The 19,119-nt window shown below is 70.8% G+C and carries 19 protein-coding genes; 7 read left to right on the top strand and 12 right to left on the bottom strand.

The features are described from left to right. Positions 1–119 precede the first annotated feature (119 nt). A complete protein-coding gene (locus ITI46_RS24665; RefSeq protein ID WP_307808309.1) occupies positions 120–917 on the bottom strand; it encodes an SDR family oxidoreductase in 798 nt (265 codons plus the stop codon). Positions 918–1,045: 128 nt separating this feature from the next. Here ITI46_RS24665 and ITI46_RS24660 point away from each other — a divergent pair, with 128 nt between their 5' ends. After that, positions 1,046–1,939 (top strand): hypothetical protein, encoded by an 894-nt coding sequence (locus ITI46_RS24660; RefSeq protein WP_247746521.1) that lies wholly within the window; start codon positions 1,046–1,048, stop codon positions 1,937–1,939. 176 nt (positions 1,940–2,115) lie between these two features. Here ITI46_RS24660 and ITI46_RS24655 read toward each other — a convergent pair whose 3' ends face one another. From ITI46_RS24655 to ITI46_RS24645, 3 genes are all read right to left on the bottom strand, one after another. Then, entirely contained in the window at positions 2,116–2,331 is a 216-nt protein-coding gene (locus ITI46_RS24655) for a DUF397 domain-containing protein (RefSeq protein ID WP_209241928.1), read from the bottom strand. Positions 2,332–2,572: 241 nt separating this feature from the next. Next, the gene (locus tag ITI46_RS24650; protein ID WP_209241927.1) at positions 2,573–3,433 is read right to left on the bottom strand and encodes a helix-turn-helix domain-containing protein; all 861 of its coding nucleotides are present in this window, start codon (positions 3,431–3,433) and stop codon (positions 2,573–2,575) included. A 427-nt stretch (positions 3,434–3,860) separates the two neighbouring features. Next, positions 3,861–4,640, bottom strand: coding sequence for a GOLPH3/VPS74 family protein (locus tag ITI46_RS24645; RefSeq protein WP_209241926.1), 780 nt, complete (start codon positions 4,638–4,640; stop codon positions 3,861–3,863). A 195-nt stretch (positions 4,641–4,835) separates the two neighbouring features. Here ITI46_RS24645 and ITI46_RS24640 point away from each other — a divergent pair, with 195 nt between their 5' ends. After that, a complete protein-coding gene (locus ITI46_RS24640) occupies positions 4,836–7,670 on the top strand; it encodes a D-alanyl-D-alanine carboxypeptidase (protein WP_247746519.1) in 2,835 nt (944 codons plus the stop codon). Positions 7,671–7,947: 277 nt separating this feature from the next. Then, on the top strand, positions 7,948–9,873 hold the full coding sequence (locus ITI46_RS24635) for a DUF8823 domain-containing protein (protein WP_209241925.1): 1,926 nt from the start codon (positions 7,948–7,950) through the stop codon (positions 9,871–9,873). 32 nt (positions 9,874–9,905) lie between these two features. Here ITI46_RS24635 and ITI46_RS24630 read toward each other — a convergent pair whose 3' ends face one another. Together ITI46_RS24630 and ITI46_RS24625 are read right to left on the bottom strand one after the other, a co-directional pair. Then, the gene (locus ITI46_RS24630; RefSeq protein WP_209241924.1) at positions 9,906–10,298 is read right to left on the bottom strand and encodes a VOC family protein; all 393 of its coding nucleotides are present in this window, start codon (positions 10,296–10,298) and stop codon (positions 9,906–9,908) included. Positions 10,299–10,386: 88 nt separating this feature from the next. Next, on the bottom strand, positions 10,387–11,013 hold the full coding sequence (locus ITI46_RS24625) for a TetR family transcriptional regulator (protein WP_307808308.1): 627 nt from the start codon (positions 11,011–11,013) through the stop codon (positions 10,387–10,389). A gap of 192 nt (positions 11,014–11,205) precedes the next feature. Here ITI46_RS24625 and ITI46_RS24620 point away from each other — a divergent pair, with 192 nt between their 5' ends. Next, positions 11,206–12,057 carry an NAD(P)H-binding protein gene (locus tag ITI46_RS24620; protein ID WP_209241922.1) on the top strand — a complete coding sequence of 284 codons (852 nt, stop codon included), beginning with the start codon at positions 11,206–11,208 and terminating at the stop codon, positions 12,055–12,057. Between the two features lie 40 nt (positions 12,058–12,097). On the opposite strand, the gene ITI46_RS24615 is transcribed toward ITI46_RS24620, so the two are convergent. The 4 genes from ITI46_RS24615 to ITI46_RS24600 all read right to left on the bottom strand — a co-directional run bounded on the left by ITI46_RS24615 (position 12,098) and on the right by ITI46_RS24600 (position 15,345). Further along, positions 12,098–12,502 carry a VOC family protein gene (locus ITI46_RS24615; protein ID WP_209241921.1) on the bottom strand — a complete coding sequence of 135 codons (405 nt, stop codon included), beginning with the start codon at positions 12,500–12,502 and terminating at the stop codon, positions 12,098–12,100. A 224-nt stretch (positions 12,503–12,726) separates the two neighbouring features. Then, on the bottom strand, positions 12,727–13,917 hold the full coding sequence (locus ITI46_RS24610; RefSeq protein ID WP_209241920.1) for an FAD-dependent monooxygenase: 1,191 nt from the start codon (positions 13,915–13,917) through the stop codon (positions 12,727–12,729). Then, entirely contained in the window at positions 13,914–14,513 is a 600-nt protein-coding gene (locus ITI46_RS24605; protein ID WP_209241919.1) for a TetR/AcrR family transcriptional regulator, read from the bottom strand. Before ITI46_RS24605 ends, ITI46_RS24610 begins: the two co-directional genes overlap by 4 nt. A gap of 262 nt (positions 14,514–14,775) precedes the next feature. Further along, positions 14,776–15,345: a flavoprotein gene (locus ITI46_RS24600; RefSeq protein WP_209241918.1), complete on the bottom strand. Its 570-nt coding sequence runs from the start codon at positions 15,343–15,345 to the stop codon at positions 14,776–14,778. A gap of 181 nt (positions 15,346–15,526) precedes the next feature. On the opposite strand from ITI46_RS24600, the gene ITI46_RS24595 reads away from it, so the two are divergent. Both ITI46_RS24595 and ITI46_RS24590 read left to right on the top strand, forming a co-directional pair. Next, positions 15,527–16,813 carry a helix-turn-helix domain-containing protein gene (locus ITI46_RS24595; RefSeq protein WP_209241917.1) on the top strand — a complete coding sequence of 429 codons (1,287 nt, stop codon included), beginning with the start codon at positions 15,527–15,529 and terminating at the stop codon, positions 16,811–16,813. Between the two features lie 285 nt (positions 16,814–17,098). Next, on the top strand, positions 17,099–17,524 hold the full coding sequence (locus ITI46_RS24590) for a hypothetical protein (protein WP_209241916.1): 426 nt from the start codon (positions 17,099–17,101) through the stop codon (positions 17,522–17,524). A 32-nt stretch (positions 17,525–17,556) separates the two neighbouring features. Here the strand turns inward: ITI46_RS24590 and ITI46_RS24585 are convergent, their stop codons facing one another. After that, the gene (locus ITI46_RS24585) at positions 17,557–17,706 is read right to left on the bottom strand and encodes a hypothetical protein (RefSeq protein ID WP_209241915.1); all 150 of its coding nucleotides are present in this window, start codon (positions 17,704–17,706) and stop codon (positions 17,557–17,559) included. Beyond that, on the bottom strand, positions 17,703–17,978 hold the full coding sequence (locus ITI46_RS24580) for a hypothetical protein (RefSeq protein ID WP_247746518.1): 276 nt from the start codon (positions 17,976–17,978) through the stop codon (positions 17,703–17,705). Before ITI46_RS24580 ends, ITI46_RS24585 begins: the two co-directional genes overlap by 4 nt. Positions 17,979–18,047: 69 nt before the next feature. Between ITI46_RS24580 and ITI46_RS24575 the strand changes: the two genes are divergently transcribed. Further along, positions 18,048–18,671 (top strand): TetR/AcrR family transcriptional regulator, encoded by a 624-nt coding sequence (locus tag ITI46_RS24575; protein ID WP_209241914.1) that lies wholly within the window; start codon positions 18,048–18,050, stop codon positions 18,669–18,671. Positions 18,672–19,119: the final 448 nt, after the last annotated feature.

Raw genomic sequence — 19,119 nt, 5'->3', positions numbered from 1 at the left:
CCCCGCAAGTGCCCCGGACCTCACGCGCCCCACGAACCCTCCGCACTCCGCGAGCGCCTCAGACCTCACCGGCCCCATACACCCCACGAGCCGCCCAGACCTCCCACACCCCCCACGCCCTACCGCATGACCTCCCCCGCGTTCACCAGCAAGCACTGTCCCGTGATCGCCCGTGCCCTTTCGGAGGCGAAGAACACCGCCGTCTCGGCCACATCGCCGTCCTGGGCCATCCGCCGCAGCGGCATCCGCTCCTCCAGCCGGCCCCGCACCACCTCGGGCGCCACCCCCTCTGACTTCGCGGCCCACGTCACGTACTGCTCCACCTTGGGGCCCCACATCCAGCCGGGCTGCACGGTGTTGACCCGCACTCCGTCCGGCCCCAGTTCGTGTGCGAGGGAGTACATGGCGGTGACGAGGGCGCCCTTGGACGCCGAGTAGGCGGCACGCTGCTCCTGTGCCGGCGGGGCGACGGAAGCCTGGGTGCCGATCATGACGACGGAGCTGTCCCCGCGTGCCTCGGCCGACGCCTTCAGCGCGGGCAGACATGCCTGGGTCATCCGCAGCGTCCCCAGCAGATTGATGTCCAGCGCGGGCTGCCACTCCGCCAGGTCGGCGCCTTCCACCCCGCCGGCGATCGTGTCGAGGGCGGCCACGTGTACGACGGCGTCGATGCCGCCGAAGCGTTCCGCGGCCAGCGCGGCCAGCGCCGCGCACTGCTCGTCGTCCCGGATGTCCACGGCGCGGTAGGCGCTGCGCGACCCGCCGGGGTCGACGGCAGCGGCGCAGCCTGCCAGATTCGCCTCCGTGCGGGCGCCGAGCACCACACGGGCACCCTCCCGCACACAAGCCGCTGCCACCTCGTGACCGAGCCCGGGACCGACTCCCGACACGATCACGGTCTTGTCCGCAAGCAGCACGAAGATCGCCTCCCGCACGGTTCCGCACGACGGTGGGCCCGGGCTGCCGGGAGTCTCGTACTCTGACGACCCGTCAGCTATACCGGTCCGGGACACCGTACGGGAGCCGAGGAGGGGGAGGAACCCCGATGGAGACCCCGACCGAACCACCGCCCCGCACATCCGCCGACACCCAGGCCACTCAGGTCACCCAGGCCGCCCACACCGCCTACGCCGAACTGGCCTCCGTCGGCCCCTACGGGGTGCGCCCTGGGCACGCCCTCATCACGATGGTGGAGCCGCATCCGGGCCACGAGCACGCGTACAACCGCTGGTACGAGGACGACCACTACATCGCGGGCGCCATGGCCATGCCCTGGATCTACGCGGGCCGCCGCTGGGTGGCCACCCGTGATCTCCAACTGCTGCGCTACCCGGCCGAGTCGGCTGTCGCGCAGCCGGTCACCGCCGGCTGCTATCTCTCCACCTACTGGATCACCGAGGGCCGTTACGGCGAGCACATGCGGTGGACCGTCGCCATCAACAAGCGCCTCAACCGCGACGGGCGCGTCTACCGTGACCGCACCCACATCTTCACCAGCTTCCAGGACCACCAGGCCACCGTCTACCGCGACGGCGCCGCCGGACCCCGCGACCACCACGCGCTCGACCACCCCTACCGGGGGCTGGTGCTCCAGGTCATCGACGCCGCAGGTCCGGCCGAGCGGGCCGAACTGCTGGAGTGGCTGCGGGCCCGCCATCTCCCGGGCCGGCTGAAGGACTCTCCCGCCGCCATGGTCACCGTTTTCCGCCCCACTCCGCTGCCCGTCGACCGCATGTCGTACGTGAAGCAGGTCGAGGGCACGGACACCCGGCTCACCCTGCTGTGGTTCCTGGAGGAGGACCCGCGGGAACGCTGGGAGGCATGTTTCACGGGCCTGACCGAGGCCGTCGCGGAACCGGGGCTGGGAAGGACAGAACTTGTCGCACCCTTCATCCCGACGATCCCGGGCACCGACACCTACGCGGACCAGCTCCGCTGAACCTGGGGGAGGAGGAGAGGGGAGGGGCGCGGACCGGGGCCGGGCCCCGGACAGTGCCGAGCCCCCTCGGCCGGGACGGCGGACCAGTCGAGAGGGCTCTTGCGTCGTGCGTTCAACGGGACAGCGTCGCGAGGACGTGCCGCCGCGGACGCCGTACGGGCTTCCGGGCTCCGGCCTCAGGCCAGACCGGGACCGGATTCCGCTGCGCCGACTCGCGTCACGAACGCGCTCCAGGCGTCCGGCCGGAAGCTGAGCGCGGGCCCCTGCGGCTCTTTGGAGTCACGCACTGCCACCGAGCACGCGGCCGGTGATTTCACCTCCACGCAGGCGCCGTTGCCAGTCGAGTAGCTGGACTTGGTCCACGTGTGGGTACTTCCCTGCTGAATCGGCATATCTGCTCCGGTTGTTCCGGGTTGTCTGCTGACGTGCGAACGACATTACGCGGCGATTCGGGCGCGGGAAGTGGACGTTCACTCAACCGGATGGCATATTCCAAGCAGCTCTTCACATCGCGGTGCGCTGCGGTGTAACCTCCCCGCTCTTTTCTGCATCCCCGTCCGGCACATGCCAGACGGCCCGGCGGTTGCCGGGCCGTCCAGTCCTATTCCGTCGCGTTTCCCCGCTCAGCCTCGCTCAGCCTCTGGCGTACTCCTTGGCCACCTTCTCGATGAACTCCCGGGTCTGGTCCGGGTTCAGCGCCTGAGCCCGCAGATGCTCGTACATGACGCTGTAGTTCTGCACGTCGTTCGCCTTCTCCAGGTAGAGATCGCTGGTGACGCCCTCGAGATAGATGACGGTCGAGTCCGTGGCCTCCGGGAATTCGAGGATGGCGTACTGCCCGTTCACACCCGGATGCGCGCCCATCGAGAACGGCATGACCTGCAGCGTCACATGAGGCTGCTGCGACATCTCGTTGAGGTATTCCAGCTGCTCGGCCATCGTGTGCTTACCGCCCACCTCGCGGCGCAGCACCGACTCGTCCAGCACAGCCCACAGCCGCAGCGGATTGCGCTCGTCCTTGATGCGGTCCTGGCGCCGCATACGCACCTTCACCCGCCGCTCGATGTCCGCGGCCGTGGCCTCCGGCAGGGCACCCGCGACGACGGCTTCCGCGTACGGCTGCGTCTGCAGCAGCCCTGGCACCACCTGGGGTTCGTAGACCCGCAGTGAGGCGGCGTCCGTCTCCAGGCCGATGTAGACGCTGTAGGGGATGTCGCCGAACGCGTGCCACCAACCCTGCTGGCGCGACTCCTTCGCCATCTGCATCAGGGAGTCGACTATCCGCCGGTCCTCGACCTCGTAGACCCCGCACAGGTCGCGCACGTCCCGCTGGCTGATGCTGCGCCGGCCGTTCTCCAGTCGGCTGATCTTCGACTGGGACACCAGCAGCCGGTCCGCGACCTCCTCGGCCGTCATGTTCCGCTGCTCTCGCAGGCGGCGCAATTCCTGTCCCAGTCGGCGACGCCGGACTGTGGGGTTGACGTTCGACGCCACGGGACCGCACCTCCGTGTAAGTACGACTACTCCAGCAGGTTGCCACCAACATGTGCGCTCGCGCTGGAAAATGGCAACAGAGAGTGCGGGGTTGAGTACAGCAGACGCGAAAAACCGCACGCGCGGGATGCGGATCCGGCCGTTGTTCCGCCGGTCGGACCCGCATCCCGCCCATGTGTTCCCATACTTCGGCTGTTTTCAGCTACTTCAGCGACCGCTGCGTACCTCTGCGCGCCCCGACGGCACCCCCGTCGGCCCGACGCACTCCGTCGGCCCGGCCACGCGCGTAGCACCCGCCGTGTACGAGACCCGGCACGCACGGTCGGGGCGTCGCGCGTGGCCCGTACGGACGTGGCGTCGTGCGTGGTCCGTGCCTGCGTGGTGCGCCGGGCACGGGGTGCGTGGTGCCGCTACCCGTGCGGAACGGTCAGCGTGCGCCTGCCCTGACCATGCCGCCCGCCAGGTGCCGTGGCTGCTCCGGCATGTGCCGTGCAGAGCCGCCGGCGGTCGCCGTCGCCCGGGCTGCCGGGCGTCCCGGCGAGGACCCGCCCGCCGTGCCGGCCTGGGCCCGACGCGACTGCGCCCCGACGCCGTTCTGCACGTCCATCACCGCGTGCGCGACGAGGCCGCCCATCGGGTCGTGCCTGATCAGGTCCCGTAGCCGGGAACGGCACGACCGTCCCTCGTTGCCGGGGTAGAGGTGCTTGCCGAGGCCGACCGCGTGGGCCAGCGCGGCGAGCGCCGCCGTCCGCGGGTCCGGTGGTACGCCGGTGCGGATCGCTGTGTCGAGCCGGGCCCTGATCTCCCGGCTGATGGCCGTCTCCGTCGCCTGATAGCGCGTCGTCGGCAGCACTCCGCACATCTGGCCGGAAACGGCATGCACCATGCCGCACCGTTCCAGATGCGTGAGATAGGTTTGGCGCAGCCCCAATCGGGGCCCGCCGATCCAGTGGACAGCGCGCACCGGGCTGCCGCGCCTGCGCAGCAGTTCCAATGCGGAGTCCAGGGTCGGATCTCCGGTCGGCCGTGGCAGTACCACGGCGATACGATCCCCATCAGGGGCTATCCGTCCGGCCAGAGCCAGCTCCACTAGCTGTGCTCCGGCCAGGCCGAGGTCGAGCGACTGCGGCTGCGCCGTGGTACCCGTGGCCGGGTCCAGGGCGAGCAACAGCAGCTCCTCGGGAATTGTTCTGCGGCTCCTGCCCATCCATGCCTCCCCGCGTGGATGAATGACAGGGTGACCCCTCTCACAATGGTCTGTCGAGAGTGCACGGTCGTTATGGGTGGGAACCAGTAGGTATGTCGTTCTCGTCTGGCGCTGGGGGAGGCCACTCTGGCAGCCCTCCGGGGGAGCGTCGCCACGCCGGTGGCGCCCCCGGTGCATAGGACACTGTTAACTGGTATGGCGAGCGGCGAGCAGCAGCAGGAGGCATTGGTGGCGGGCGAATCCCCCGACAGGTCGGAGCGGGAGAGGTCGTCGGGGGAGACGACGGGGAGCGGCGGGACGGTTGCGCGGCCCGACGAGACGGCCGAAAAGAAACGCTCGGAGAGCTCCGGGAGCGACAGCGGGCAGAACGGCACCGGGACGACGACCCAGGATGCGAAGCCCTCGAAGATCCCCGCCCCCACTTCCCCAGCCGCGGAGCCGCAGGGGCCGGAAGGCGCGGCCGAGGCGGACGGCGACCGCACTGCGCAGAACGAGCCCGACCGGCCCGGCCGGCCCGCGCAGGACGCGCAGGGCCGGCCCGCGCCGGACAAGGACGCTGACGGCTCCGAAGGCCGGGAGCAGGGCCGTGACGGCGACGACGGCGACGATGGCGACGGCGACGCGCGGCTGAAGTCGGCCGTGGCTGCCTGGGTCTCGGGCGACGACGCTCCCGCGGGCTCGGAGGCCCCCAAGGGCGACAGCGAGGGCAAGAGCGCGGGGCAGAACGCCGCCGAGGACGGCAGCGCCGCCCCCTCCACCGACCTGCCCGTCCGGCCGAAGCCCACGGAGACCGGCGGGGCCGGTACGGAGACCGGCGGGGCCGGTTCCGGTGAGGGAGCCGGCCCGGCACCGCAGAGCGACACCGCCACCGCGATGTTCGGGGTCCTGCGGCGCGACGGCGACCGCTCCGGCAAGGACGACGACGCCACCGCCGCCGACCGCGCGGAGCAGCTGACGTCGGCATTCTTCGGAGCCCCCAAGGGCGCCAAGAGCGCCGACGAGGCCGGGAAGAGCGACTCCGGGAGCGCCGGTTCCAGCGACGGGAAGCCCTCGGTGGACCAGCCGACGGCGGTCTTCCGCACGCTCGACGACAAGCGGGGCGAGGGTGCCTCCGGCGGCAGCACGGACAAGGGCGAGAAGTCGGCGGAGGGTGAGAAGCCGGAAAAGCACGAAGGCCCGGAAAAGTCCAGCAGAAAGGGTTCAGCCACTCCGACGGGCGCTCCCGACCCCCGGACGTCGGCCATGTCGGGCGCTCCCGACCCCCGGAAGCGGGACGGACGCGACGACCGCGACCACCACGACGGCCGCGACAACCAGGACAAGCGGGGCAACCAAGGCGGCCAGGGCACAGCCGAAGACCGGCAGGGCTCCGGAACCGGAACTGGAACCGGCTCCGGCCGGGACCAGGGCAGCGGCGAGGAGTCGGACGCCGAGCGGACCAGCCAGTTCATCCCGCTCCGCTCCGCGGACGAGCCGCGTACCCCGGCGAAGTCCGCGCCCCCGGCGGCCGCGGCCACGGCAACTGCGACCCCGGCTGCGCCCGGCAAGCCCGCCTCGCCCGGCAAGCCCGACGCGGCGCCCGCTGCGCCGACCGCGAACCCGTGGTCCTCGGCCCCGCCGCGCCCCGCCGGCGCCCCGGCAGGGCCCGGCACCGTCGACCCGTCGGAGGCGCCGGGCGCCGCCGAGAGCGAGCCGGAGCGCACGCGGCAGCAGCCGATGCCGGGCAGCCCGGAAGCGGAGGGCGGCGGTCAGCAGCCGCAGCCGCTGGATCTGCTGGCGCAGCTCACCAACAGCCCGCCGCCGCCCGCGACGCCGCTGCGTACGTTCACCCGCCGGGTGAAGATCTGGACGCCGCTGGTGCTGCTGCTCGCGGTGGTCTTCGTCGTCGTACAGGCGGTGCGTCCGCTGCCGGACCCCGAGCTGTCGATGACGGCTGCCGGGACGTACACGTTCGACGGCTCCAAGCCGTCCATGCCCTGGCCCTCGGAGGGGCAGGCCGTGATCGACGTGGACGGGCTCGGGTCGTTCGGCTCGTACGGCAAGCAGAAGCCGGTGCCGATCGCCAGCGTCGCGAAGGTGATGACCGCCTACGTCATCCTGCGTGACCACCCGGTCAAGAAGGGCACGGAGGGCAAGAAGATCCCCGTCGACCAGAAGGCCGAGGACGAGGCAGGGCTCAGCGCGCAGAACGAGTCGACCGTCAAGGTCAAGGCGGGCGAGAAGATCACGCAGAAGGAAGCGCTGAACGCGATCATGATCGCATCCGCGAACAACGTGGCGCGGCTGCTGGCGCGCTGGGACGCGGGCTCGGAGAAGGCGTTCGTGAAGAAGATGAACGCCGCCGCCAAGGATCTCGGAATGACCAACTCCCACTACACCGACCCCAGCGGTCTGACGGCCTCGACGGTCAGCACCGCGGCCGACCAGGTCAAGCTGGGCAAGAAGGTGATGGAGAGCGCCCTGTTCCGCCAGGTTGTCCGGCAGCCGTCGTACGTGGACACCAACGGCAAGACGCAGCCGAACTGGAACCGGCTGGTCCCGATGGACGGCGTGGTCGGCATCAAGACCGGTACGACCACCAAGGCGGGCGGCAATCTGCTGTTCGCGGCGGAGAAGGAGATCGGCGGCACCAAGCAGCTGATCATCGGGGCCGTGCTCGGGCAGTACCAGCCGTCGATCCTGGACACCGTGCTGGCCGCCAGCAAGAAGCTGATCGACGCGGGGCAGGACGCGCTCACGGCCAAGAAGGTGGTCAAGAAGGGCCAGGTCGTCGGCTATGTGGACGACCAGTTGGGCGGAAAGACCCCCGTCGTGGCCACCAAGGACGTCACGGCGGTCGGCTGGCCGGGTCTGAAGGTCAAGCTGGGGCTGACCGACAACGGCAAGGCCGTCCCGCACACGGCCGGGCCGGGCACCAAGGTCGGCACTCTCACCGTGGGTGCCGGGCCGGGCCAGGTGAAGGTGCCCGTCGCGCTCCAGGACGAGCTGACCGAGCCCGGGTTCGGCGACAAGCTGACCCGCGTCGGCTGAACCATTCCCGGCCGCGTCGCGTCCCTCGTTCCGGTCGGCTTGTCCGGTTCACGTCCCGTCCGGGCGCCCCGCGCACCCCGCTCGCCACACGGCGAAGCGCCGGGGCGCGCGGGGCGGCGGCGAGTGCGCGGGTGCCGTCCGGTAACGTCGTGCGGATCTGAGCCGCACATCCGTACGGGGAGGACGGGGAGAGAGCGCAGTGGCCACTGTGCACCCACCGCGGACGCCGGAGTCGGATCCTGACCCCGGCGCCGGTGAGATAACCGGGAGCTCGGGCGTGGACGACGCCACGGGCGCCGTTCGCACACCCCTGCCACGCCCGGCTGAAGCGGTGGGCGAAGACGCCGTCAAGACCGAGGAGGAGGGCGCCGCCGAAGCCGTGGACGCGGTGGAAGGCGTCGGGGGGACAGCCGCACAGGGCGCCGGGCGCACCGGGACCGGTGCCCGGGGCCGGAAGGCGCGGTCCGAGCAACTCTTCGTCGTCGGCGTCACGCTGGGCGTCGCGGCGCTGCTGCATCTGCTGTGGCTCTGGCTGCTCGCCAGCGGCGGCGGGGATCTGGCCGCGCAGGACGCCTGGGCCGAGTTCGCGGGCGAGCACCCCGGCTCGGCGTACAACCTCGCCTGGTACGGCGGGCTGCACCCGTTCTCGTACAGCGTCATCTCGCCGTATCTGATGGCCGTGATCGGGGTCCGTACGACGCTGATCGTCTCCGGGGTGCTCTCCGCCGGGCTGCTGTCGCTGCTGCTGGCGCGCACCGTGCCCAGGCCGCTGCTTCCCTCGCTGTGGGGTGCCTTCGCCTTCGCGTGCAACGCGGCCTCGGGGCGGGTCACCTTCGCGCTGGGTGTGCTGTTCGGGCTCGGCGCCGTCGCCGTTGTGTGGACATGGCCCGCGCGCTGGCGCGGTGGGCGTGCAAGCCGTCCCGCGCGCTATACGCGGGCGGCGCTCGCCATCCTGCTTGCCGCGCTCGCCACCGCGGCAAGTCCGGTCGCCGGGCTGTTCCTGGAGGTGGTCGCGGCCTCGCTGCTGCTGGCGCGCAGGCCGGCCGCGATGTTCGCGGTGGCTCTGCCGCCGCCGGCGGTCGTTGCCTGCTCGGCGCTGCTCTTCCCGTTCACGGGGGTGCAGCCGATGCCGCTGTGGTCGCTGATCTTCCCCGTATTGGGCGCCGTCGCGGTCGTACTGCTGGTCCCCAAGACGTGGATGGCCGTGCGGGTGGGCGGTGCCATATACGCCGTGGGCATCGTGCTGACCTGGGTGGTCCCCTCGCAGGTCGGCTCGAACGTGGAACGGCTCGGGCTGCTGTTCGGCGGGGTGGCGCTGCTGGCGGCCGTGCCGATCGTGGTGGGGCGCGGCTGGCGGCCCTGGAAGTCCCGCCGCGGGCTGGCCATGGCGCTGGCGCTGCTGGTGACGGTCGGCTGGCAGATCTCCAAGCCCACTTGGGACGTGCTGCACACCACGCCCGACACCGACTGGGCCGCCGAGCTGAAGCCGCTTCTCACCCAGCTCCGCAAGGCCGACGCCGACCGGGCGCGGGTCGAGGTCGTCCCCGTCAACAGCCACCGGGAATCCTCGGCGCTGGCTCCCTACGTGAACCTTGCCCGCGGCTGGAACCGGCAGGCCGACCTGGAGCGCAACCCGCTCTTCTACGAGAAGAACCTCAGCCCCGAGCGCTACCACGCGTGGCTGCGCCGCTGGGCCGTGCACTACGTCGTCCTGCCCGCCGACCCGCCCGACCTCGCGGGCGGCGTCGCCGAGGCCAAGCTGGTGGCGCAGGGTCAGCCGTATCTGAAGGAGATCTGGTCCGACGACAGCTGGCGGCTCTTCCGGGTCAAGGATCCCGTGCCGCTCGTCGACGCCTCGGCGTCGGTGGAGCGCGCCGACGCGGAGAGCGTGACCGTACGCGTACGGGAGAGCGGGCGGGTGCTGGTGCGGGTGCCGTACTCGCCGTGGCTCGGGCTGGTGGACAGGGACGGGGACCGGGTGGCGCCGCCCACCCGGGAGGAGGACAACCTCAACGGCTGTCTGCGCAAGGCGGAACCGACGTTCGGCGGCCCGCCGCCTGAGGGCAAGGACAAGCCGGTGCTGGACACCTGGACGGTGCTGGACGCGCCGCGCCCGGGCGTCTACCGGATCGCGGCGCCGTACAAGCTGCCGCGCGGCACACCGTGCCCCGAGGGGCCGGACGGCGGGAGCTCGTTGGACTGAGCGCGCTCGGCCGCTCGGGACGGCTCCTGCTGTCAGGAGGGCTCTTCGCCGCCGTAGTGGCGGGTGATGATCTCCAGCATGTGCCCGTCCGGGTCGGCCCAGTAGACGCCGCGGCCCCCGTCGTTGTGGTTGATCTCGCCGGGGCGGGTGCGCATCGGGTCGGCGTAGTAGGTGAGCCCCGCCTGCTCGATCCGGGCGAAGACGGCGTCGAACTCCTCCTCCGAGACGAGGAACGCGTAGTGCTGCGGCGTGACCGGCCGCTCCCCGGCGTCGGCGAAGTCGAGAGCCACGTCGTTGGCGGTGACGACCGGCAGGAACGGGCCGTACTGCGGTCGCACCTGAAGCCCCAGCAGGTCGGCGAGGAACTGCGCGGAGCGCTGCTTGTCGCTGGCGTACACGATCGTGTGGTTGAGCTGGACCGGCATGAGGGTCTCCTCTGGCTCGATACGGCTGGGGTCGGTGCGGCTCTGGCTCGATACGGCTGGGGTCGGTGCGGTCGGTGGCCGGGGTTCTTCAGCCGAGGCGGCGGACGATGCGGCGCAGTTGTTCGGTGTAGAACTCCCGGAATTCGGGGGACTGCGGGTCCATGCCGAGGACCGAGCGGACCATGTGCGGCGTCACCACTGGTGCGGCGACCGCACCCATCAGCAGCAGCAGGACGGCACCCGTGTCCAGTTCCTCGCCGATCTCCCCGGCTGCCTTACGGCGCTCCAGGTCGGACAGGTCCTCGCGTCCGGCCTCCGGTTCACCGCCCGTCAGTCCCACCCAGGCGTTCAGCCGGGAGCCGCGGGGGTCGTCGAGGGCGTCGTGCAGGTAGTGGACCATCACCTCGTCCAGCGGGGCGTCCGGCTGGTTGAACGACGCCTCGCGCTCGGCCCAGCGGCGGCTCAGCTCGTTCCAGAGCCCTTCCTTGCCGCCGAAGTAGTAGGCGATCAGCTGTTTGTTGACCCCCGCGCGGTCGGCGATGTCCTGCACCCGCGCCCCGGCGAACCCTTTGGCGGCGAACTCGTCCAACGCCGCCTCCAGCAGCAGCCGGCAGGAGCGCTCCGGGTCGAGTTTGCGGGCCTCTTGGCGGGGCGCACGGCGCGGACAGCGCGCATCGGGGGAGGCGTCGCGGGAGTGGCCGGGTTTCTCGCTCACGACGTCCAGCGTAGCGGGTGGCGGCGCGTCTTCATCTAAATTGTTGACGGTCTTCATCCGTCTGGTTGAAGATTGCAGCCCTGGGTGCACCGATGCGGTGTGCACCCGGCATGAACTCGCATGGCCAGCGGCAGAGTTCACGCCGGGAACCAGCGTTCATGTCACTGAACCAACGTTGCAATGGAGACCAGCATGATTCTCGTGACCGGTGCGACCGGAAACGTCGGCCGTCCGCTCGTCGCCCGGCTGACCGCCGAGGGCCACAAGGTCCGCGGGCTGACCAGGAACCCGGACCGGGCGCGGATGCCCGACGACGCGGTAGCGGTCGCGGCCGACGACCTCGGTGCCGCACTGGACGGCGTCTTTGCCGTCTTTCTGAACCCTGCCGCCTTCTGGGGCGGCGCCGGCGAATTCCTGCGCCTCGCGGCCGAACGCGGGGTGCGGCGGGTGGTGACCCTCTCGTCGTCCTCGGTCGTCGACGCCTCGCTGCCGATCGACTCCATGAACCCCATCGCGGAGCACCACCGGGCGCTGGAGGCGGAGGTGGAGGCCGTGGCGGCGGACGCCGGTATGGAGTGGACCCATGTCCGGCCCGGCATGTTCGCCACCAACACCCTCGCGTGGGCGGAAGCGCTGCGGCGGGACGGCGTCCTGCGCGTCGCCCACGCCCGCTCCCAGGCGGCGCCCATCCACGAGGACGACATCGCGGACGTCGCCGCGCTCGCGCTGACCGGAGCGCTGGGGGACAGCGGTCCCACCCCCGTACTGACGGGCCCCGAGACGCTGAGCCAGACCGACCAGCTCGGCCTCATCGCTGAGGCCACAGGGCGTCAGCTGCGGCTGGAGGAGATCTCGCACGAGGAGGCACGCGCCGACATGATCGCTGCCGGCACGCCTGCCGAGTTCGCCGATGTGCTGCTCGATGTCACCGCCGGCTTGGTGGACGCTCCGGCGCAGGTCTCCCCCGGCTACGAGCAGCTCACCGGCAATCCCGGACGCAGCTTCGCGCAGTGGGCCCGGGATCACGCCGAGGACTTCCGCTGAGAGAGAGGACTTCCGCCGAGAGACCGGCGAGCGGGGTGGATCAGCCCTGGACGGCCGCGGGGTCCATCCACATGACCTCCCAGATGTGGCCGTCCGGGTCGGTGAAGGCGCGCCCGTACATCGGGCCTTCCTCCTGCGGGTCCCCGTGCGCCCCGGCGCCCGCGGTCAGCGCGGTGTCCACCAGTTCGTCGACCTCCTCGCGGCTGTCGGCCGACAGGCAGACCAGCACCTCGCTGGTCTTCGCGGTGTCGGGTATCTCCCGCTGCGAGAAGGACGTGAAGAACGGCTCGACCAGCAGCATCACGTAGATGTCGTCGCTGACGACCATGCAGGTGGCGTTCTCGTCCGTGAACTGGGGGTTGAACGAGAACCCGCACTTGGTGAAGAAGTCCACGCTCCGGTCCAGGTCCTTCACCGGCAGGTTGACGAAGATCTTCCGGGACATGAGGTGCCTCTTCTCTGCGCTCTGCTGCGCTGCGTGACGGTCCGTATCGCTCGGTCTATATCGCTCGATGTGGGCTTTCGTCTCCTGTAGGAGGTGAAAAGCTCCACGCCGCGGTAGACCGGACGCGGAAGCGGAACTCATCGCTGTGCCGGAAGATTTTTTGCCGCCTCTGGACGCCGCGTCTGCCGGGGCTACGCTGTGCGCAAGAGGCGGGCCTCAGTACGTCACCGTGTCAGCTCCGCCAGTTCGGCGGGTTTGCCGGTCACAGCCGAGGCGATCAGCCGGTTGACCCCTGGCAGCCCTGAGAGCCGCATCGCTGCCCTGCGCAGCCGTAGCCAGGACGCACTGCTGGGCAGGAACCAGCGCGTGCCCTGAAGGGCCACCCGCTGCTTCTCCTCCGCCACGGGACGCCACAGCTGCTCGTACCGCTCCAGTCCCGCGCGCACGTCTCCCTCGGCTGCCGCCAGTTGTGCGGCCAGCACATGGGCTCCGGCGATGCCGAGAGAGGCGCCCTGGCCCGCCAGCAGGGAGACGGCGTAGCAGGCGTCACCCACCAGCACGGTCCTGCCGCGGCTCCAGTGGGGCAGGACCGTCTGCGCCACGTGGTCGTAGTAGATCTCCTCGGCAGGCGGACAGGCCGCCAGCGCGCGCGGTGCCACCCAGCCGAGCGAACCGTATATCTCCTGCACCGCCTTCCGGGTGTCTTTGGGGAGCGGTGCGGACGGGTCGTCCACTCGGTGCACGGCGAAGGAGGCGACCTTGCCGTTGCGCAGTGCGTAGAAGCCCATCTGCCGTCCGACCGTGTCGGTCAGACAGAAGCGTCCCTCGACTTTTTCGCGCACCTGAGGGTCGTCGAAGACGAACGCTGCCGTGTGGAAGCCGAGATAGCGCAGACAGTGCTCGTCGGTGCCCTCCTGGCCGAACACCAGGGAGCGCACCGTGGAGTGGATGCCGTCCGCGCCCACCAGCAGATCCGCTTCCCGCACGCTGCCGTCGCTCAGGGTGACGTGTACGCAGTCCTCGTCCTCCGAGACCTCCGCGACGCTCATTCCGTACCGCAGGTCCACTTCGTCCGGGAGGCTCTCCCTCAGCGCCAGTTCGAGGTCCGGCCGCATGATGCTGAGCAGCTTGCCGCCGGCGACTTCGGAGAACTGCGCATAGTTCAGGCCCGCCCGGCGGTGGCCTTTTTCGTCCACGAACGCCGCTTCGCTGATCAGATAGCCGAGCTCCTGCAGGCGTGGCAGCAGCCCCATCTCCTCGGCGGCCTCGTAGCCGATCCCGAAGAAGTCGATCATGTAGCCCTGTTCGCGCGGTCCTGGCGCATGCTCCACGATCTCGATCTGCCAGCCATACGCGGCCAGCCGGTGGGCCAGCGCGAGTCCGGCGATCCCCGCACCACAGATGACGGCCTTCATACGGTTTCACTCCCAGGTGTCGTCGTTCCGTTGAACATCCGCCGCAGCACAGGGCCGACCGCTGCCGAGGTGAGGAAGGGTGCCGCGGGCCGGTGCAGCATCAGTCCGTCGATGGCCGCCAGCAGCACGGCGGCGGTCTCCTGCGGCTGCGGCACGCCCTGGCCGGCGAGACGGCCTGTCAGCTCCTCCCGTGCGGCCGCCAGGAGGTCCGCCAGGTCGCGCATCAGCTCCTCGTTGCGGGCGGCAGCCAGGTAGGTCTCGATGAACAGCAGCGAGGCCGGATCGGTGCCCGAATAGCCGTCCATTGCGCCCAGCATGCGGTCCAGCGCCTCCTGTGGCGTCGCGGCAGTCCGCAGCAGGCCCGCCAGCTCGTCGACGAGCGCTTCGACAGCACCGAGCGCGGCCTGCCGCAGCAGCGCGTCGAGGGAGGCGAAGTGGTAGTGCACCAGGCCCTGTCCGGCCCCGGCTCGCTCGGCGACCGCGCGTGTGCTGACCGCCGACCAGCCGCGCTCGGCGATGAGTTCGGCGCCGGCCTGCAGCAGCCGCTGCCGTACTTCGCGCCCCCGGTCGGCGGCGGTGGGAGGGGGTGGTGGCATGGGCGCCTCCTTGGCGATGCGTTTTTTGTTTTGGGCGCTCGCCCTGGTCGCTCGACTTGGGCAATTGACCAAGTCGACTGACCAAAGCGTACCGCGTCCCGGCCGCAACTGCTCATGGGGCGGCTGGGACGCGGTACGAGAGCGGTAGGAGAGGGGTCTGAGGGGCGTCCGAGAGGGACTGAGGGGATGGGCGAAGGCGGCGCCGTAAGCCAGGTGGGGGTGAGGCAGCCGGCGAAGTCACCCGGTGGCGTCGGCGGGCGGCTCAGCCGTCCCTCTGGGCGCCCTCCGCGGCGTCGTCCACGGCTTCGGCCGCGGCCGTCAGCGCGCGCGCCCAGGGGAAGGTGTCGGGGCGGCCCTCGCCCGGGGCGTTCGGCACGAAGCCGCCCGGGCCGTACAGCACCCGTACGCCGGCCCGGCGCAGGGTCTCCAGGGAGTGCGGGAACTGGGGGTGGCGGGCGAAGGCGGCGTTCACGCACGGCATCGTCACCAGGGGGATGCCCTTTCCGATCGCCTCGGCGGCGAAGCCGACGACGAACTTCTCCGTCACTCCGAGCGCCCACTGGTTGACCGTGTTGAACGTCGCGGGGGCCACCAGTGCCGCCGTGGCGGGAGGCCAGGCATCGGGCTGGCCCGGCAGCTTGTAGCGGGACCGCACCGGATGTCCGGACTGCTGCTCCAAGGCCGGCAGTTGGTCCGTCAGCCAGTGCGCGGCAGTGGGAGTGAGCCCCAGGCACACGTCCCAGCCCGCACGCTGGGCGTCGGCGACGACATCGGCGATCCGCAGCACAGGTGGCGCCGCGCAGCCGAGCAGATACAGGACGCGTGAGGCCATACGCGCATCTCACCACGAAACCGGTGACCACCGGGTCCGGGGCCGCCGCGTACCGCATTTCTCACACCGCGCCGCACGCACGCAACTCGACGGAACCCGATCGAGTGGTGCTTCCGTCCGAAAAGCATCGCCGCCCGACCCCGTGCATACGGTTCCGGGGCATCGAGGAACGGAGTCGCGGATGCGCGGGCTGCAAGAAGAACACGCGGGCGTCCGCATCGCCCACCAACGGAAGCTGGCCGGATTCACCCAGCGCGGGCTGGCGGCCAGGATCCCCTACTCCTACAGCCTGTTACGACAGGTTGAGGAGGGCCGCAAGAACGCCTCACCCGACCTGGTCTCAGCCGTGGCACGGGTGCTGCGTATCGATGTGACGGTGCTGACGGGCCAGCCGTACGTCACCGAACTCCAGCAGGACCGGCTGGCCGCGCTCATCCGCCCCATCCGCGAATCGCTCGACCTGTACGACCTGCACGACTTCGACGTCGACGAGCCGGGCGGTCCGCACGGACCGCACCGGCTGCACGGCGCTCCTGGGCCGCACGGTCCGCACGGGCCGCACGTGGCCCCGTCCGGGTCCGGAGCCAGGACACCGGCCGAACTCGCCGACCAGGCGGATGAGATGTGCCGCCTGGTGCGCGCCACCCAGCTCAGCAAGGCGGCGCACGGGCTGCCCTCGCTGATCGCCGAGGTCACCGCAGCTGTGCACCGTCGTCCGAGCACCGTGCTGTGGCAGACGCTCGGTTCGGCGTACCGCACCGCCCATGACATCGCCACCAAGCTCGGCTTCTACGACCTGGCGACCATCGCACTCGACCGGCTCGGCTGGGCCGCCGAACGCGGCTCCGATCCGCTGCTGGCCGCCGTTCGCCAGTACATGCGCGCTCTCACCTACTTCCGGGAGGGCGAGCACACCATCGGGCTACGGCTCATCGACGCGGGCCACAGGGCGCTCTCGTACGCCGACAGCGCCGAACAGGAGAGCCGGGAAACTCTCGCCGTACGGGGCCAGTTGCACCTGGGTGCGAGCGTCATCGCGGCCCGGGCGCATGACGCGGACGCCGTCGAGAGCCATCTGCGGCATGCCGCCTCTTACGCGGAGCGCACCGGTGAGGCGGAGCGGGTGTACTGGTTGAGCTTCGGGCCGGCCAATGTGGCGGTGCACGAGGTGTCCGCACAGGTCGAGATGCGGCGCTACGGCAAGGCACTGGAGAAGTCCCGCACTGTCCATCTTCCGCACGGCTGGCCGATGTCCCGCAGGGCGCACTTCTACGTGGACCGCGCCCGCGCCGAGATGGAGACCGGGTGCTGCGACGCCGCACTGGAGTCCGTTGTGACGGCACGCAAACTGGCGCCCGAGCAGACCCGCTACCACCCCGGGGCACGCGAGACCATCAACGGCCTGGTGGCGCAGCGCCGCCGTACGCCCGATTCGCTGGACAACATGGCGGCGTGGCTGTGCCGGTGACGGACGCGAAGCGGGCCACTGCCGGAGGAGGTGTGACTTGGCACCGTTGCGGTCGCCCTCTGGTGGACACGGTGTGCGATCGGAGTGTCACACATTGGTGACACTTTGCCGTTGCCGCTGTCGGCAAGGTGGGTCGCGTCCCAATACGTGAAGCCATGTGAAGTGCGCGAGGAAGCGGAAGTGCGCGAGGAAGCGTGAGATGCGACCGACAGCACGGGGACACGTAACCCCCCGAAGCGGTGACGGCGAAGAGGCCGGAGCCGCTGAAGAAGCACAGGAGAAGCCGTGACCGTGTGGTGGCCACTGCCGAAGGGCCTGGATGCCGTGCTGTTACCCGCAGGAGAGTGGTGGGACGCGGTGCGCGTGCCCGCGTACTTGGGAGAGGGCGTACTGGCCCGGCTCGGTACCTCGTCCGGGGCTGTCATCCGCGACCCGTACGGCAGCAGGCTCTACTGGCTCGTCGAGCCGGGCAGTGCGCGGGAGTGGTCGTTCTGCGAGTTCGCCGCGGTCCAGGTGCTGGGTACGGCGAGCTGGGTGACCGTCCCGCCCTGCAGCCGCCTGCACCCCCCGGGCCCGCACTGGGCGGTGCCGTGCACTCCTGCCGGCTCCCTGACCCCGGCAGCCACCCTGCATGCCGCCCTGCACACCACGATCAACCAGAACCTGGGGCCCCGTCCCCGGCACACCCTCCCGCCGAAAGAAAGACACTGACTCTCCGGCCCACGGGGCCGCTCCACGGCCGCTCAGCGGTCTCCCGGCCCCGTGCGCCGCCAGATCACCACCATGCCCACCACCAGCAGAACCAGCGCGACCAGCACGATGCCGCCCTTGATCGCGCGGTCCAGCAGCAGGTGGTACAGCAGCCCCGAGCTCTCCGCCGACAGCCGGGTCACCGCCGGCCGTCCCAGCGCCGAATCGGCGTCGGCCAGTCCCCGGGTCGCCGGGTCGGTCCGTCTCCGAGCCGTCGCGTCGGTCCGTCCCCGAGCCTTCGTGCCAGCGCGCGCCCTGCCGCTCGCGCGGCGGGTTCGGTGAGCCGGCGGGCCTGATCGAGCTTGCCGTGGCGCTTGAGGGTCAGCGCCACCGCGAAGACCACCAGGGCCAGCACCACGAAACCGCCTGCCAGTAGGCCGAACCTGAGCAGCATCAGATTGAGATACGTCTCCATAGGAGCCTCGCTTTTTCTATCACGGCTGTGACATAAAACAAGCTATCACAGTCGTGATAGAAACGCTGTATGCCGAAGCTCGTGGATCCGCAGGAACGCCGCCGCGTCGTCGTCGATGCCCTCTTCCGCGTCGTCGTCCGCGAAGGGCTGCAGCGCGCCTCGCTGCGGACCGTGGCCGACGAGGCCGGGCTCAACATCGGCTCGCTGCGCCACTACTTCGCCGGCCAGGCGGAGCTCATGGACTTCGCGATGCGGTCGATGATCGACCGGGTCAGCGGACGGCTGGTCCAGCGCATCGAGGACGGGGGAGAGCTGCGCGAGTACACCGCCGCCGAACAGCTCCGCTTCGTGACGGGCCTGATGGAGGAGCTGCTCCCGCTGGACGACCGGCGCCGCGCCGAGGTCACCGTCTTCCTCGACTTCAACGCCGCAGCCCGCACCAACCCCGCCTTCCGCGACCTAGCCTTCAAGGCGGCCGACGGCACCCGGAGGCTCATCCGCCGGGCCCTGGCCCTGCTCGCCGACGGGGGCGCCCTGCGCGCCGGTCTCGACCTGGACGTCGAAAGCGAGCGGCTGGCCTCCCTGGTGGACGGACTGTGCCTCAACGCCGTACTGCACCCCGACGTACTGGACGCACAGTCGTGCACCAGGGTGCTCCACGCCCACCTGCACTCGCTCACGGACCTTCCCTAGGGGGAGGCATGCTGGGCCCGCCCGGCGCGCAGGAAGTCGGCCTGCAGCGGCTGCTACGCGCCCCGTACCGGACGCGGCACTGGCGTGACCGTCACGGCGACTACAGCAGCCCACAACGCTGCGCCCAGTAGCCCGGGATGGTGCAGTCCGGAGGTGAACTCCTCCGGTGCGCCGGGAGATCCGGCGACGGCTCCGAACAGAGCGACGCCGAGCGCCGTACCGGTCTGGCTACCGCCTCGCCGGCTCCCAGGTCGCCACAGCGCTGGAAGCCCTCACCGCCCTGTCCTCACCCCGCCCGGTCCGCTCCCTGCGCGCCCACACCCGCGCGGCCGCGCTCCGCCGCGCCCGCAGCTGCTACGACCATCTGGCGGGCCACCTCGGGGTGGAGATCACCGCGGGCCCTGGTCGCCGACGGCGCGCTCCGCCCCACCGACGGCATCCCCGACAC

It is taken from the genome of Streptomyces oryzae (genome assembly GCF_017676365.1).
Taxonomy (GTDB): Bacteria; Actinomycetota; Actinomycetes; order Streptomycetales; family Streptomycetaceae; genus Streptomyces; species Streptomyces oryzae.
The sequence above is the reverse complement of the archived record's forward strand: the minus strand, read 5'-3'. Positions and strand labels throughout refer to the sequence as shown.